Annotated in this window: 16 protein-coding genes; 6 read left to right on the forward strand and 10 right to left on the reverse strand. The window is 69.3% G+C overall.

Annotation, left to right across the window (positions count from 1 at the left end):
- Positions 1-162 precede the first annotated feature (162 nt).
- The 4 genes from ABZ479_RS36860 to ABZ479_RS36875 form a co-directional block, all read right to left on the reverse strand.
- Entirely contained in the window at positions 163-690 is a 528-nt protein-coding gene (locus tag ABZ479_RS36860) for an SMI1/KNR4 family protein (RefSeq protein WP_500465622.1), read from the reverse strand.
- Between the two features lie 84 nt (positions 691-774).
- Positions 775-1146: a CPCC family cysteine-rich protein gene (locus ABZ479_RS36865; RefSeq protein ID WP_500465623.1), complete on the reverse strand. Its 372-nt coding sequence runs from the start codon at positions 1144-1146 to the stop codon at positions 775-777.
- A gap of 152 nt (positions 1147-1298) precedes the next feature.
- Positions 1299-1829: a GNAT family N-acetyltransferase gene (locus ABZ479_RS36870; protein ID WP_500465624.1), complete on the reverse strand. Its 531-nt coding sequence runs from the start codon at positions 1827-1829 to the stop codon at positions 1299-1301.
- A gap of 345 nt (positions 1830-2174) precedes the next feature.
- The gene (locus tag ABZ479_RS36875) at positions 2175-2969 is read right to left on the reverse strand and encodes an alpha/beta hydrolase family protein (protein ID WP_500465625.1); all 795 of its coding nucleotides are present in this window, start codon (positions 2967-2969) and stop codon (positions 2175-2177) included.
- Between the two features lie 449 nt (positions 2970-3418).
- Here ABZ479_RS36875 and ABZ479_RS36880 point away from each other — a divergent pair, with 449 nt between their 5' ends.
- Positions 3419-3811: a hypothetical protein gene (locus ABZ479_RS36880; protein WP_500465626.1), complete on the forward strand. Its 393-nt coding sequence runs from the start codon at positions 3419-3421 to the stop codon at positions 3809-3811.
- A gap of 18 nt (positions 3812-3829) precedes the next feature.
- Here ABZ479_RS36880 and ABZ479_RS36885 read toward each other — a convergent pair.
- Positions 3830-4632, reverse strand: a protein-coding gene (locus tag ABZ479_RS36885; RefSeq protein ID WP_500465627.1) for an IS5 family transposase whose coding sequence is annotated in 2 segments (ribosomal slippage) — positions 3830-4275 and positions 4275-4632 — 804 coding nt in all. Because the reading frame shifts where the segments join, the coding sequence is not laid out codon by codon here.
- A gap of 225 nt (positions 4633-4857) precedes the next feature.
- Positions 4858-5142, reverse strand: a complete 285-nt coding sequence (locus ABZ479_RS36890) for a hypothetical protein (protein ID WP_500465628.1) — start codon at positions 5140-5142, stop codon at positions 4858-4860.
- A 360-nt stretch (positions 5143-5502) separates the two neighbouring features.
- Between ABZ479_RS36890 and ABZ479_RS36895 the strand changes: the two genes are divergently transcribed.
- Positions 5503-7413, forward strand: a complete 1911-nt coding sequence (locus ABZ479_RS36895; RefSeq protein WP_500465629.1) for a hypothetical protein — start codon at positions 5503-5505, stop codon at positions 7411-7413.
- Between the two features lie 406 nt (positions 7414-7819).
- Here the strand turns inward: ABZ479_RS36895 and ABZ479_RS36900 are convergent, their stop codons facing one another.
- Positions 7820-8770, reverse strand: coding sequence for an NAD-dependent epimerase/dehydratase family protein (locus tag ABZ479_RS36900; RefSeq protein WP_500465630.1), 951 nt, complete (start codon positions 8768-8770; stop codon positions 7820-7822).
- Positions 8771-8869: 99 nt separating this feature from the next.
- On the opposite strand from ABZ479_RS36900, the gene ABZ479_RS36905 reads away from it, so the two are divergent.
- Positions 8870-9493: a TetR/AcrR family transcriptional regulator gene (locus ABZ479_RS36905; RefSeq protein ID WP_500465631.1), complete on the forward strand. Its 624-nt coding sequence runs from the start codon at positions 8870-8872 to the stop codon at positions 9491-9493.
- Between the two features lie 166 nt (positions 9494-9659).
- Here ABZ479_RS36905 and ABZ479_RS36910 read toward each other — a convergent pair whose 3' ends face one another.
- The gene (locus ABZ479_RS36910) at positions 9660-10109 is read right to left on the reverse strand and encodes a hypothetical protein (RefSeq protein WP_500465632.1); all 450 of its coding nucleotides are present in this window, start codon (positions 10107-10109) and stop codon (positions 9660-9662) included.
- A gap of 184 nt (positions 10110-10293) precedes the next feature.
- Between ABZ479_RS36910 and ABZ479_RS36915 the strand changes: the two genes are divergently transcribed.
- From ABZ479_RS36915 to ABZ479_RS36925, 3 genes are all read left to right on the forward strand, one after another.
- Complete coding sequence (locus ABZ479_RS36915) at positions 10294-11493, forward strand: cysteine desulfurase-like protein (RefSeq protein WP_500465633.1); 1200 nt, start codon at positions 10294-10296, stop codon at positions 11491-11493.
- A 142-nt stretch (positions 11494-11635) separates the two neighbouring features.
- Entirely contained in the window at positions 11636-12739 is a 1104-nt protein-coding gene (locus ABZ479_RS36920; RefSeq protein WP_500465634.1) for a Gfo/Idh/MocA family protein, read from the forward strand.
- Between the two features lie 212 nt (positions 12740-12951).
- The gene (locus ABZ479_RS36925; protein WP_500465635.1) at positions 12952-13608 is read left to right on the forward strand and encodes a hypothetical protein; all 657 of its coding nucleotides are present in this window, start codon (positions 12952-12954) and stop codon (positions 13606-13608) included.
- A gap of 208 nt (positions 13609-13816) precedes the next feature.
- Here the strand turns inward: ABZ479_RS36925 and ABZ479_RS36930 are convergent, their stop codons facing one another.
- Positions 13817-14245, reverse strand: a complete 429-nt coding sequence (locus ABZ479_RS36930; RefSeq protein ID WP_500465636.1) for a hypothetical protein — start codon at positions 14243-14245, stop codon at positions 13817-13819.
- Between the two features lie 237 nt (positions 14246-14482).
- The gene (locus tag ABZ479_RS36935; RefSeq protein WP_500465637.1) at positions 14483-14818 is read right to left on the reverse strand and encodes a hypothetical protein; all 336 of its coding nucleotides are present in this window, start codon (positions 14816-14818) and stop codon (positions 14483-14485) included.
- Positions 14819-15389 lie beyond the last annotated feature (571 nt).

The following is a 15389-nucleotide window of genomic DNA, read 5'->3' on the forward strand; positions in this document are numbered from 1 at the left end:
ATCAGCGTCCTGTTCGCCATGCTCCGCGACGGCACCTACTACCAACCCAGAACCCCCCGCCTCGCTTGACGAAAGACATAGAGGCACCCCCCCGCCGGCCGTCCCAGCACCGTGGACGATGTTAGGGCGTGCAGAGGGTAGGTGGGCGCGGCGCCCCAATGGTCAGAGGCAGCCTGGTTCGCCGGTGTCGATGAACCGTGCCAGGGCCTCTGCGAGTTGTTCGAGGAAATGCTGTAGGTCGTCGGCGACTTGGTCGAGTTCCGGCTCGTCCAGGGTCGCCGTCCGGGTGCGCCAGATGGCGCCTTCGCGGTTGGTGATGTAGCTGCGGCCGCCGCCGTCGCTGCCGAACACGAGCCCGGGTTGAGGACTGTTGCCGACGGGGATGGTCCCGTACGCCGTCAGCATCTGGAGGGCGTCCGGGGCGGAGTGGAAGAAGTAGCCGTTTCCGACGTCGTCCCACACGACCTCGCCTACGGTGTTGTAGAAGGTGATCAGATCATCGGGCGCCTCTATCCCACGGGCCAGTGCGCGCGCCGCCTCGCGGTCGTCGTGGTCAGCCGGCCGCACGAGGTTGGGGCCGGGAGGATAGCCGTGCCTGCGTTCGAAATCTTCCGTCACTTGGGTGAGGGCATCTGAGACGGTGCCGGCCCATGACGAGACCCAGCGCGGCGACAGCGGGCGCTCACTCATGGGGCGGATCATGCCACGCCTCGCGGACACCTCTGCCCACTCACGTGGACCTGCTCAGCCCACTTACTGATCGTCGACAAGCACTCAGCTACGACGACGTTTCGGGCGCGAACGCCACCTGCCGGGGCCGCCATTGGCTGCCGATCTCGGATCTGTTGCCCTCGTCGTGGTGACGTACTGCGCGTAGCGACGACGTGCGTCGGTCAGGCTATCCGCCCCGTTGGGGCCGCCCCGGACCTCGTCGGCGTCCGGGTCGTCCTGCCCGTCGTCCTCCCAGCTGCACTCGTCACAGATCTGGAAGTGTCCGCGGGCTTCCAGCGTCAGTAGCTTGCAGCAGGGACAGGCATACGGACCGCCGGGCGGGCCTGCTTTGGGCGGTTCTTCGGGCGTTGTCACGCTTGAGTGTTGCATGATCCGCGAGGACACTCTGGGCTGGTCGCGTCCTGCGAACCTCATTCTGGAACCATCACTTACATGCGAGTACGGCGAGGCCGGCGCCCCGCTCTGGGGTGAGGCCGACGCGTCCGCCAGGCTGAGTGGGTAATACAGCGGGTGCCGGCGGTGGCCCCGACGGTCCGCGTGCCGGCGGGCGGCAAGGCAAGCAACCGTCAAAAGTCGTGGAGTGACTGAGATGCTGACGGGTTCTTGCGTTCCAGCAGCGTGACCGTCACGCCGGGCGCGACCTGGCTCTCGCCGACAGAGATGAATCCGCGCCGACGATAGAGCGCGACCGCAGGCAGGTTGGCGGTTCCGGTGGAGACCATGGTCAGTTCCGCGGGCTCGATCGAGTCCAGAGCGTCGAGCAGTGCCGTTGCCACGCCGCGGCGATGCGCGACTGGGTGGACCACGAGACGGCAGATGTCCAGAGCACCGTTCGGCAAGCGGGTCCAGGCGACCGCTCCGACAAGCCTCAACTCGTCGCGAACCCCGAGGAAGGACTCGTCACATGCCCGCAACTGCTCAAGGGTCTCGTGCAGGGGCGGGATGCCGTCGAAGCCGATGAGCCGGGCTTCGACCGCGTAGGAGGCCCGCTGAAGTTCCCACAGATGACGCAGGGTGTCGGGATCGGACAGGTCGAGCCGGACCGGTTCAGCAAAGGGCCGGTGGGATTCGGTGACGGTGTGGCGTTGGCCGGTCATGCTGCGATCCTCTCAGAACGCTCGACCAGGACGCCGTTCTCGAACTCCGCACCGGAGCGGACCAGGGCGACAGGGCGACCAGGTGGACTCCGGCGATCGCGCACGACGGTTTGCGGGCCTACTTGCCGACGTGCTCAGCCGTGCAGCGTCCCAGGTCAGGGTCCGGCCCGCCCGTCGAGGTGCCTCCCCGGCCGGATCGCCCAGCCGAGGCCACCCTCGGGGCTCCCCATCGCTCACCGTCCGCTCTGGTGCGCATCGTACGGTCGGGCCTTCCTGGCATGCGACGCGAGTGGCGACGGGGGAGTCCGGTGAGGTCGCGCATGGCCAGTGCCGGGAGTCGGCGTGTCAGTCGTGTACGCCAGCCTCGTCATCGGCCGCGTAGGCGTTCACGATGAAGTCGACGACCAAGGTGCGCCGCTGGTCGTCTTCCTTGGATCCGTACAGCATCAAAGTGCCGTGCTCTTCGCCGTCGATCGCGACGAGCCGCTTCTGCGGTGCGGCGGATGCCTCGTAGAGTTCCCGGATCTGCCGCTCGTGCCCTCCTTGCATGTCGTCGTGCGCGACCATGAACAGGGAGGGTTCCTTGATCTTCTTCACCGCCGCCACGGCGTCGCCGTCGCAACGTGCAGGTGAGGAGAGCAGAGTCAGGCCGACGATGCGAATGCCGCTTGCCACACCCTGCGTAGCCGCGGTGGTTCCGCCGCAGGAGGCTCCCGCCAGGAAGACGCGCTTCGCTCCGAGGGCCTTCAGCTTGTCGAAGGCGGCCTTCGCGTCCAGGGAGCTGGAAGCGGCGGACTTCTCGGAGGCCACATGGTTGCGGAACTCCGGAAGCATCACCCGGTAGCCGCGCCCGGCGAACTCCTCTGCGAGGTCGAGGAAGTTGCAGATCTGACCTCCGTACTGGTGCCCGAAGTAGACGGCGTCGGGCCCCTTTCCCAGGATCAGGGTGGAGAGGTGCTTGCCGTCCTTCGTGGTCAGTGTGGTGACGTACTGGTGCAGGCGCTTGGGAACACAGTCGTTGACGAGATGCCCTGACCGCGTTCGTACGGTGAACTCGGGGGCCGATGCCGGGTACCGCACCGGCTTCTCGGTGACGGCGGGCTTCTCGGTGACGGCGGTCCCTGATTCCTGTGGGTGCATGACCACGGACTCCCTTGGGGAAGGGCTCCTGTCCGCCGCCGGCACTGGGGCAGTCGAGGCGCAGCCGCCGAGTGCCGCGGCAGCAGCAATCAGCGGCAGCGCTGCGATGCGATGACGGGCGCGGCGATTCCAGGGCAAGGAGTCCTCCTGAGGGTGCGATGTCGATTCTCCGGACGAGCTGTCCGCGGGCTCGGTGACCCGTTCATGCCTAGAGACGCCGGAGCCGTTATGAGGTTGGAGGATGTGACGGAGGACACGGCCCCCTTCATCAAGGCACCCGGCGTCGCTCACACTCCGCCGCGCGCCGGCCAGGGCGGCGTGGGTGGTCGCGGCCGCAGCGAGTGGTGGCCGCCGGATCAGGCCGAAGACGGCCGACGTGGTCGCGCTTGCTAAGACGTCGTTTCATTTGGTGACAGCACGACAGGCCGGGGGCTGCCACAGTGATCGTTATGGAGCTGCCTCTCGACACCGTTTTCATCTTCGATCGTGATGGGAACCTGCTCGTCTTTGAGTCCTACATTCACGCTACGAACTGGATTGAGGCGATTGACGTAGATGAGGGTGAGTACACAGCGGCGTACTCACCCGACGGTGGCGTGTTGACACTCGCTGCCCCCGAAGGGCCGGAGGGACCGGTCGTTCTGTCGAGGACCGACAACGTTGACCTGGGCGATCTGGAGGCGAGGGTGGCCACCTACTGGCACCGGCACCAAACCGGCCAGCCCCCGCGTGACCCGCTGCAGACAGCCCGCTTCTTGATTGACAGGGACAAGCAGCCACACACGGGGTGGCTGGGCCGGGTCACCGGCTGGCTTCGACGCGACCGTGCTGGAGACGAGTAGGCGTTATGAGGTGCTGCTTCAGCTGGTAAGTCGGCGGTAGCCGATGAGGGCTCCGGCCATGCCGACGAAGGCGAGGAAGTGTTCGGCCTTGCGTTCGTAGCGGCGGTGCAGGCGTCTGCAGTCGGCGAGCCAGGAGACCGTCCTCTCCACGACCCAGCGGTGTCGGCCGAGCCTTGTGGAGGACTCGATGCCCTTGCGTGCGAGGCGGTAACGGATGCCGCGTTGACTGGGCCATCGGCGCAGGTGAGGATAGCCCCTGTCGGCATGTAGCTTGGCCGGACGCCGGCGGCGTGGGCCGCGACGGGACCGGATGGGCGGGATACCTTGCACGAGCGGTTGCAGTCCGAGGCTGTCGTGCATGTTGGCGCCGGAGATGCCCAGTGAGAGGGGCAGCCCGTTCCGGTCGGTGATCAGGTGGATTTTCGATCCGCTCTTGCCGGGGTCGGTCGGATTCGGTCCAGTCAACGCCCCCCTTTTGCCGCCCGGACGCTGACGGAGTCGATCGCGCACCGGGACCAATCCAGATCGCCTCGAACCCCAAGTTCGTTGAGGACGACCCGATGCAGGCGGGCCCAGACCCGGGCTTGGCTCCACTGCGCAAACCGTCGGTAGACGGTGGACCAGGCCGGACCGAACACCGGCGGTAACTGCCGCCACGTGCAGCCCGTGGTGGCCACGAAGATGATCGCGGCCAAGGTCTCCCGATCGCCTGCACGACGACACCCACCGCCCTGCGGACGCTTCACCTCCGTCGGCGGCACCACCTGCCGGAACAAGGCCCACAACTCATCCGGCACCAGCCGCACTATCAGGCCCGTCATGGACGGCTCAACGACTCACCACCGCCATAGGAAACGACGTCTAAGCCTCACACGGCCGCCGACCTCGCCCGCGCGATGCGCACCGCGGCGACGGTCGGACGGTTCGCCGAGGGCGACTTTCTCTGGGTTCTGGACCACCAGGGCGAGCACGACCGGGAGGAACCGGTTCGCCGCAGCGAGAGGCACGTCCTTCAGCGCGGCACCTTTACCTGGTCAGGTTTCGGCTCAACCTGAGTCGTCCTCGTCGCCGACCAGGCCGCTGGCGAAGGGGAAGGCCTCCAAGAACTCCCGCCGGCCCGGGTCCTGCTCGGCCTCGACCAGGTCGGCGAGCACCTTCAGGAACCGATCGCGCTGGTCCGGCGGCAGCTGCCCCAGCACCCAGCTCACGCTCTCCATCATCTTCACCGCGGAGTCGGGGTCGACCTCGTCGTCCTCGCAACTGTCGAGGAACCAGACGACGTCGACGACGAGTCCGGCAAGGACGGGCACCAGCGGGTCCGTGTCACTCATCGGGGCAACTTATCCGATCCCCGTGACCGTGATGCCACCACCTTGCCGACGGGCACCCAGCGTCGGCCCCGACCTGGAAGGAGCACCCGCTTCATGAACGACACTCCTGCCCACCCGGTCTGCGACGCCGCCACGGAGGCAAGCCCCGGTGAGGACGCCTCGCCGATCCCCGTGCCCACGCGGCCCGCGCTGCGGATCATGGGATGGGTCTGCCGGTGCTCGAGGTGTGGTCCGGATCCGGTTGCTTGGGCGGGGCCCGCGGAACGACCTCACGATAGGTGACTTGTGGGTGGGCGCGGGCGGGTTGGGCCCGGCGGTACGGACCTTGTCTCGGCGGGAGCTGGCGGGGATCATGACCGGGTGCAACGGCAGCAGGAACTCCACGATCTGCTCGTAGGCGCCGGACTCACGGTCGTCGAGGACGTGCGCCCGGGCAGCTTGTTCCCGCCGGAGGTCGGTTGGCGGATCGCGCGAGGGATCGCGGCGCCGGACGCAGGGGCCCGCGAAGCACTCGATGCCGCGTGGTGGCGCCGTCTTCGCGATGCCGACGGTGAGTTCCTGGTGGCCGTCCTCAGGCACCGGATCGGCGGCAACGACTCCTGGTGGACGCGGGTCCGGCACGCCGGGAGCGGCGTGCCGGGGTTGACCGGCGACCCCGGGTTCGTGGCGCTCTCCCTCGACGGGCAGGTTCTGCTGGCGGCGGTTCCAGGCGAGGAAGGGCCTCGGGTGACCGCCCTTGACCGGCTGCCGGAGCGGCTGGAGGAGGCCGCCGTGGCCGCCGGGCTGGAGACGGAGGCCGAGCGCGCCGAGGTGTGGGCGGCGGTGCCCGGCCGGTCTGCGTGGCCGCTGCACTGGGCGGAGCGGATGGGGTCCAATCCGGCCGCGACGGACGACCTGCTGATCCGGCTGCTGGATGTGGAAGAGGGCTTCCTGCACGGATGCGACCGGCCCGCCGTCCTCGACGCCGCCGTGGCGCACCCCGATCCGCGGGTGCGGTCGAGGCCCGCCGACACCTTCCGGCCCAAGCTCACCTCCGACCAGTGGATACGCCTGATTCGCGCCGAGCCGTCGCCGAACCGGCGCGTGCTCTGGGCGGAGCACGCCGGCATCTGGGGCGCCGAACTCCCCGAGGACCTGTACGACGACCTCCTCTCCAACCCGTCCCGCGCGGGAGCCGCCGAACTCCCGGGGCTCCCCGCACGACACCTTCCCGGCCTGGCGGCCGATGCCGATCCCCGGGTGCGGGCGGCGGCCTGTGCCCGGTGGAAGGACCTCGCTGTGCCTTTGCAGGAGCGGCTCCTGGCCGACACCGACTCCGTGGTGCGAACGGCCGCGCTGCTCGCCCACCACACCGGTGTACCCATGCCCAGTGAGGTTCTGGCCGACCTGCCCGACCCGCGACGCGCACTCGAACGGTGCCGCTTCGGGCCCGAACTGGAGGCGGAGCTGATCCGGGACGGGGACGCGGAAGTACGCCGGGCCCTGGCCGCCAACCCGGGCCTGAGCGCACACGGCGTCGCCCTGCTGGCAGAGGACCCGCAGGACGACATCCGCTCCGCGGTGGCGCTGCGCCACGACCTCACCGAGGAGCAACGTGCCGCGGTACGCCACGACTTCGATCCGGCGTTGTTGTCGCACACCCTGCTCTGGGTGGCAGACCTGCACGGTGACGCCGACGCGATGCGCCGCCTCGCCGCGTCGTCCCACCCGCTGGTCCGGCGCAGCGTGGCCCGAGCCCGTCACCTCCCGCCGGACGTCCTGGCGCGCCTGGCGGAGGACGAGGACCGGGTGGTCCGCCTGTTCCTCGCCGAATCGTGCGAGGACGCGCCGGCCGACCTGCTGCTGGAGGTCTGGCGCTGGTGGGACGGCAGCTTCAGCCACCCCGGCCGGCCTCGCAGCCACCCCAACTTCCCCCGTACGGGCCTGCTGCGCCACATCACCGACCCCAGCGCGCGGATGCGCCGCCTGGCCCTGGACGATCCGGAGTCGACACCGGCCGACGTCGCACACCTGGCCCGGGACCCCGAGGCCGAGGTGCGCCGCCGCGCGGCTGAGGACCCCCGGCTGTCACCGGCCGACGCGGTGCGGCTGCTCAACGACCCGGAAGGCTACGTCCGCGGCGCGGCGGTGCGCAGTCCGCGGCTGCCGGCCCGCGTCCTGGCCGGGCTGCTGCACGACCGCGACACGGCGAGCGAGGCGGTCACCAACCCGGCGATCCCGGTCCCCGTCCTGTACCGCATCCTTGCCATGGCCGCGGCAGCCCGGCGCTGAACACCGGCGCCCCGCACGCAGGCCATGCCGGTCCGATGCCCTTGCCATGGCCGTGCGCGGGTCTGCGGGCCGTGCGCTCGCGTATGACCTGTACGTGCGGGGTGTGGTGGTCCGGGCGCTGCGTCGGCGTGCCGTCAACAACTCGGCGTGCGCGAACGCGGAACCTTCTGGGCTGTGGCCCGGGGGCCCATGGGGCGCTCGCGACGATCCCGGGGGAGGCCAGCCCCCCAGTGCGGGTTGCCAGGGGCCTCGTGCGCCTGGGTCGTCTCGTGGCCAACTCATGGGCTGGTGTGGCCTGCCTGGTTGTCGGCGCCGACCAGGCAGGCACCAGGTCGCTGGTGACCTACCCCATCCCGTGCTTCCATTGGCTTCCGCTGGTGCTGGGCCGTGCTCATGAAGACGGGCGTCAGCGGTCCAGCGTGGTCCGGAACCAGGCGAGGGTGGCGTCGATGGCCTGTGGGTGGGGCGTCGCCGGCAGTGCGCCGAAGGTGTCCGTGAACCTGGTGGCGTCGCTCACGAAGGGACGGTCGCGCTGGTACCAGGATTCTCCGAGGGCACGGACGGTCGGGTTCACCAGGCCAAGACCTCGTTGCATCGTGCGGCTGACGGCGGCGTACTTCTCGGGCAGGCCCGCTTGCGCGAAGACGAGCTCCAGGAACCGGCGGCCCGTCAGGGGGTCTGCCGTGGGGATGTGCCAGGCCAGGCCGTCGGCCCGCGCATCGTCGCCAAGGGTCACCAGGCCCTTGGCGAAGTCGGGCAGGTAGCTGAGCGAGTGGGGCTGGTCCAGGGAACCCACCCAGCGTGCGACCTTGCCCTGCAGGGCCGCGGCGAACACGTTCGTGCCCGTGATGCTGTTCACGCCGCCAGGACCGTAGTAGTCGGAGGCCCGGCCCAGTGCGACGCGAAGCTCGCCCGCCTGATGAGCGGCCAGCAGCGAGTTCGCCATCTCGGCGCGGACGCGCCCTCTGGGGTTGCCGGCCGCGTACGGCATGTCCTCGGTCATGGGTGTGGTCACGGGGCCGTACATGTAGAGGTTGTCCGCGAACACCAGCTTGGCGTCCGCAGCCGCCGCGCCTTTGCGGACCGTGTCGGTCAGCGCCGGGAACTCGTGGCCCCACCGGTCGTAGGGTGGCGCGGCGCAGTGGTACACGACGGAGGCGCCGGCGCACGCTGTCGCCGCTCCGTCGACCGAAGCGATGTCGCTGCGCATGACCTCGACGCCGTCCGGCACGGTGAGCCGGCCGCTGCGGTTCACCGCACGGACACGGCGGCCTCTTGTGACGAGTTCTTTGACGACGGTGCCGCCCACGGCGCCACCGGCACCGAGGACGACGTGCAGTTCGGATCCCGCGGACATGAAGCCCCTCCTGTTCTCGCCCTCCTGGCTCGGTTTCGCCAGGGAGACAGGATATTTAGTAACGGTGTTATGAAACATCGTTGCGTTACCCTTGTCAACATGGGCCGCCCACGCATCCGCGACTACGACGAGCTTCGCCGACACCTGTTGGACGCGGCGGGCCACCTGCTTGCGGAAGAGGGTCCGCAAGCCCTGAGTACCAGGCGGGTCGCGCAGGAGGTGGGCGTTTCGACGACTGCCGTCTACAACCTCTTCGGCGACAAGGCGGGCCTGCTGCAGGCGATGTTCCTGGAGGGGTTCGCCAGGCTCGCCGAAGCGTTTGCCGGGGTGCCCTCCGACGGCGATCCGGAAGCCGGGCTCATGGCACTCGGGTACGCCTACCGGGCCGCAGCCAAGGCCAATCCGCACCTGTACGAACTCATGTTCAGTCGGCCCGTGGCGGACTTCCGGCCCGACGAGGCCGCCCTCGCCCGGATTCAGGGCACCTTCGAAACCCTGACCCGTGCCGTAGCCCGCTGCATGGAGGCTGGCCGGTTCGTCCCGGCCGATCCGTACGACATCGCCGTCCAGCTCAATGCCCTGGTCCACGGCCTGGCGAGCCTGGAACTGCGTGGGGCGCTGGGAACGGCTCCGCAGGCCGACCACCACTGGCGCATCGCCTTGGAGAACAACCTGCGTGGCTGCCGCCAACCCCCCACCACCGACGGACCGCGACGACCCTGACATACCCATGGCCGCAGCCACGGCACCTGTCGCAGCGGCACGTGCTCTCGCGGTCGGTGCGTCCCCAGGGACTGTACAAAGAACGGGATACCTCTCTGATCGCCCCTGCTTGACACAGAGAGGTCCCGTTCGCTGCACAGACCCGGGCAAGGGTTGCAGGCTTCCGTCAGACACAGATCCAGCAGTAGAGGCGATGCCCTCGCTCGACCGCCCGGCTCGCCAGGCCGGCGGCCTGCTCGAGGAACCCCGTAAGGCCGTCAGGATCCGGCGGCGTGGGAAACACGTCCGATGCGGCCCATACCCGGGCCGCCTCGTGCAGTGAACCTTGATCAACTTCGGCAAGTGCGTCACGCAGGGCATCTGTTAGCGACAAGCACACCAAGTGCCCCTCCTCGGCCGTCGCCAGCAGCCGGCCATGCCGCGGGTCCGCCTGGACGGTCTCAGCCGACCGACCCGAAAGGATCACCTCCGCCGGCAGCAGGTCGAGGGTCGGATCCATTCCGTTGACGTCGAACCCGTCATAGCCCGTCGCGATCGGTTCGTCGTCTTCGCGTATCACGGCCCGGACCGCGTCGTCATCGTCAGCAGCAGCGAAGTAGCCGTAGATAACTCCCATGCGGCGATCTTGGCACCTGCCCCTGACACCGGCTCTCGATCAGCCCTTCACTCCGGAGGAACCGCACCCTTTGGAGTTCGGGGCGCCCATGCGCCAGGCGCAGATGCAGCCGGTTGCCCCGGGGTCGGTTCCGTTCCGTGCGACCCGGCCCCGTACGGCATCCGGGCTCCGGCAGGATAGGTGCATGCATCTCGACGTCCTGCGAATCCGTGACGACTTCCCCGCGCTGAGGGAAAAGGTGGCCCACTTCGACGGGCCGGGTGGCTCACAGGTGCCGCGCCAGGTCGCCGAGGCGATGGCCGCGGTGATGTGCTCGGGCATCTCCAACCGGGGGGCGGTGACAGCCGCGGAGCGCCGTGCCGAGCACGTCGTCAAGGAAGCGCGGCAGGCCATGGCGGACCTCCTCGGCTGCGAGCCGCGGGGCGTCGTCTTCACCCGGTCGGCGACACAGGCGGCGTACGACGTCTCCCGTGCCCTGGCGCGGCAGTGGACGGCCGGTGACGAGGTGGTCGTCACCCGCCTGGACCACGATGCCAACATCCGGCCGTGGATCCAGGCCGCGGAATCCGCCGGTGCGGTGGTGCGGTGGGTCGCGTTCGACCCCGGGAGCGGTGAGTTGAGCGTCGACGCCGTGCGGGAACAGCTGTCCGGGCGGACCCGGCTGGTGGCCGTCACCGGGGCGTCGAACCTGCTGGGCACACGCCCCGACGTGGCCGCGATCGCCGCGGCCGTCCACGAGGTCGGAGCCCTGCTGTACGTCGACGGGGTGCACCTGACGCCGCACGCGCCGGTCGACCTGGCCACCCTGGGCGCCGACTTCTTCTCGTGCTCGCCCTACAAGTTCTTCGGCCCCCACCATGGTGTCGTGGTCGCCGATCCCGGACTGTGGGAGGAACTGCGACCGGACAAGCTGCTGCCTTCCAGCGATGCCGTGCCGGAACGCTTCGAGCTGGGCACCCTGCCGTACGAGATGCTCGCCGGCACCACCGCGGCCGTGGACTACATCGCCTCACTGGCGTCCTCCGCGGGTGACCGGCGCAGCCGGGTGCTGGAGTCGATGCGAGCGGTCGAGGCATACGAGCAGGAGCTGCTGGGGCGGCTGCTGGAGGGGCTGTCGGGCATCGGCGGGGTGCGGCTGTACGGCGCGCCGGCACGCCGTACACCGACGGTGTTCTTCTCCGTGGAGGGAGTGCCCGGCCGGGAGGTCTACGAGCGGCTGGCGCGGCGCGGTGTGAACGCCCCCGCGGGCAACTTCTACGCGCTGGAGGCATCACGGCTGCTGGGGCTCGGCGACACCGGCGCGGTGCGTGCGGGGCTCGCCGTGTACGTCGACGGCGAGGACGTGCAGCGTCTGATCGACGGTGTCGCGGAGTTGGCCCGCTGAACGGTGGGTGCTGGTCTGGGGCTGCGCCCGTGGACCGGAGTACCCAGGTCCCGTACGCCTTGGGCAGGTGCGGGGCCACGGCGGCGCGTGGTACGGGTCGCCGGGTTAGACTCGCGCCCCGGACGCGCGAAGGAGCGGACACGTGAGCGCAGCACCCATACGGTTCGGCATCGTCGGCAGTGGATGGCGGGCGGAGTTCTTCACCCGGCTGGCGAAGGCGCTGCCCGAACGGCTGGCGGTGGCCGGAGTGGTGACGCGCTCGGCTGAACGAGCCGCCCAGGTGGAGGCGGAGTGGGGGGTGCCCGCGTTCCGGACGGTCGCCGAACTGTGCGGCAGCGGACCGGAGTTCGTGATCCCGTCGGTGCCGTGGGACGTCACACCCCAGGTTGTACGGGAACTCGTCGAGCACGGGGTGCCGGTCCTCGCGGAGACACCGCCGGCGCCCGACGTGAACGGGCTCCGGAGTCTGTGGGATGCCGTGGGAGGGGCGACGCGCGCCGGGGGCGGCGCACTCGTCCAGGTCGCGGAGCAGTACACGCTGATGCCCGGCCACGCCGCCCGTATCGCCCTCGCGAAAGAAGGGGTGATCGGCGAGGTCACGTCCGTCCAGGTGTCCTCGACGCACATGTACCACGCGATGTCGCTGATCCGGCACACGCTGGGCGTCGGTTTCGGGCCCGTGACGGTGACGGCCCGGGCCTTCACCGCCCCGCTCGCCGACCCGCTCTCCCCGGGCGGCTGGTCGGACGACCTCACGCCCAAGGACGCCGTCACCACGCTCGCCCTTCTGGACTTCGGCGGGGCCCGCACGGGCCTGTACGACTTCACGGACAACCAGTGGTGGAATCCGCTGCGCGCGCGCCGGATGGTGGTGCGCGGTTCGCTCGGCGAGATCGTGGACGACACGGTGGTGCGGATGGCCGATCCGCGTACGCCCGTGGAGTCCCCGCTGCTGCGCCGCCGCACCGGCACCGACCTCAACCTCGAAGGGGCGGAGGTGCACCACATCTCGTTCGACGGACGGGTGGTGTGGCGCAACGACTATCTGGGCGCGAGCCTGTCCGAGGACGACCTCGCCGTGGTGGACCTGCTGTGCCGCACCGGCGCCTGGGTCCGGGACACCGGCCCGGAACCGTATCCGCTGGCCGAGGCCTGCCAGGACCATCTGCTGGCACTGGCCGTCGAGGAGTCCGCGCTCACGGGGACGCCGGTCACGACCGCGGTGGAGGCGTGGGCGGCGCGCTGATCCCGCCGGGCGCCCGGATGCCTCCGCGCCCGCCCTCGGCCCACGGGCTGATGCCGGCTGCCCCAGTCCGGCAGCTCGGGACTCATCCCTGCGGGCGGGGGCATCGATGAGGAACGCTCGTCCGCGGTAGTGAACTTGACGGTAGCTCAACACAACATGCATGGCGCATGATTGAGGCGGCCGTGTTGCCGAGAGGGAGGTGCCCCGTCGCGATGAACCGTAAGACCAGAATGTTCTTGGCCGGTCTGGCCTCCGTGAGCGGCGCCGTCGTCGGCGCGGGCGTGTTGCACAACCGCAGGCCTGATCGCCGGGAGCATCTCCATGTCACGGTCTTCGCCGAGCCCGGTTTCACGGGGCGAAACGAGACGCTGACCTGGACCGGCGGCGAGCGCGAGGTGGTCCCGCTCACCAAGGTACGGCTGCCGCGCATCGGCTCGATCAGGCTGGAGCGGCTGGTGTACCGATTCCAGCCCGAGGTGCGGATACCGAACCTGTACATCCTGTGGCACGCACTGACCGAGCGCCCGGACCGCACCGACCCCGAGGGCGGCCTGGCCAGCTTCATCGCGATAAACCAGCTCGCCGGCATGTTCTCGGCGGGTCTGTGGGAGCCGGTTCCGGAGTCCAGGGCCCGGTCCAGACTGAGGCTCTGGGCCGGGCCTCCCGGACATTTGCTTCCGGCGAACGAGGAGGGCGGCCCTTCCGGTAAGGCGGCCCCCGGCAAGGTTGCGGCCTCCAGCGGGGCGGCCGTTCCCGGCACCGAGCCCTGGCACGACGTCCTGGCGAATACGCCCGACCTCGGCTCCTGGAGCACTCGCACCCGCTACCTCGAACTCGGCTACCACCACGTCCGCGGCCCCCGCAGCTGACCGGCCGCCATCCTCGTTCGCTGGTTCCCCTTCGTGCCGGCGCCGACGGGGGATGTCGGATTGCCATGCTGCGCGGCAATCGAGGGCAGCGGCCGGGGTGTTCGTCTCTTGGTTACCGGCGGCTTCCGCCCCGCCCGCTTGCGCGGCAAGAACGACGCCACCGGTGATACCAGCGCCGTCGTGTGGATCGTGGCCCCACGGGGCGGTGTCATGCCCCCGAGGGAGTTGTGCCGGCGCGGTTCACCCTCCACGCGAGAACAGCAGCCCCGATGGGTAGACCTGCCATGGAGCCCAGGCTGTCTCCGAAATCTTCGCCGCTTGTCGAGATCTGTGCCCCGAGCATGCTGCCGAGCACCGACAGGCCCACCACGATGGCGAAGGCTGTGGCGATGCCCGAGCGCCAGCCACGGGGGCGCTTCCGGCACAGGTCGACTACCGGCCGGCTCGCTCCCACAACCACCACCATGGTGAGCGGCTTGAGAGCGTCGTGGAGCTGGCCGAAGAACCACGCAACGAGTAGCAAAAGTCCCAAGGGAACGAGATAGACGAGCTGAAGTGAAGCCGTCTCGGCAGCCACATCCCACGGGCGGCCGCCCACTGGATCGCCCGCCGTGATCTCGCTGTTGTTGCTGGTCATGACCGGAGCGTAGCTGGCGCCGCGGAGGGAGTACGACCCGTCGGCAGTGACCGGCAGCCCCCGGTTCGTCGAAGCCGATCCGCTCGCATCTGCGGCGGCGCGGGATCCGGGCGGTGATCCCACAACCACCGACCAGGCCGCCCACCGCACATGGCAGGGCAGCCACGGCGGCAGACCACCAGCTCTCGACCGCAGGGCTTACGAACCCCACAACATCGTCAGAGCTGAATCAACAAGCTACAACTCACACCACTCGCCCAGAGGATCGGCCGCCCCCCACGTCTGCGTGAAGTCGTGTACCAGCTCCCACGCGCGATCGATGTCCAGGACAAAGTGCCCCGTGAACAATCCGAGGTCGTCCATGATCGGGACTTCGACCTCGGCACTCGAGGGCACAGTGCCGTCTCCTACGAGCAGATACATCCGATCGGGGTCACTCATCAGGTGGACGACCCCGTGATTGTCTCGGAAGGCCAGTGTCAGCACCGGGAACTCCCTGTTCGGCGACCGAACCTCGAGGTAGCCCTGGCCACGGGAACGCAGGTTGTTGAAGCGATCCGACAGATCCTGCACCCGTGAACGTCTCTCTTCTGGATGGAACAGTCCAGATTCCGGTAGCCGCCCACATCGCTCATCCAGCCCTCTCCCCACGCGAGCCGTCACCCGCGATTCAGGGCCACGCTCCCAGGTCCCACCATGACAGGACTATGGTGACCGGGCCCGCGTGATCGTATTTCGAGCTCTAAGGTACGGCCTATGTCTGATATGTCCACGCCTAAGGGGCGCCTCTGGGCGATCCTGCTCGGGCTCAACGCTGTGGTTGCCACGTCGACGATCGTGGTGTGCAGGCAGAGCGGAACACCGTGGACCGAAACCTTGGTCAGTGCGGGTGTGATTGCTCTTGCGGGCCTGATGGCCGGCCCATGGGCGATGCGGCGGACCAGGAGAAGGGTCGAGGAAGCAATGCGGCAACATCGTTGATCCTGTTCCGTCGCCGCCGGGAAGGCGACGGCGGGGGGTGAGGTGATGATTCACGCCGTCGTCGCCGGCTTGAGGGCAGGGACGGCCGAGGCCGGGATCACCACCGTAAGGGCTGCGCTCCTGAGCGATCAAGGTGACACCGAGCGCGCTCGCATCCGCTCGA

This window comes from Streptomyces sp. NPDC005722 (assembly GCF_040630935.1).
In the GTDB taxonomy this organism is placed as follows: Bacteria; Actinomycetota; Actinomycetes; order Streptomycetales; family Streptomycetaceae; genus Actinacidiphila.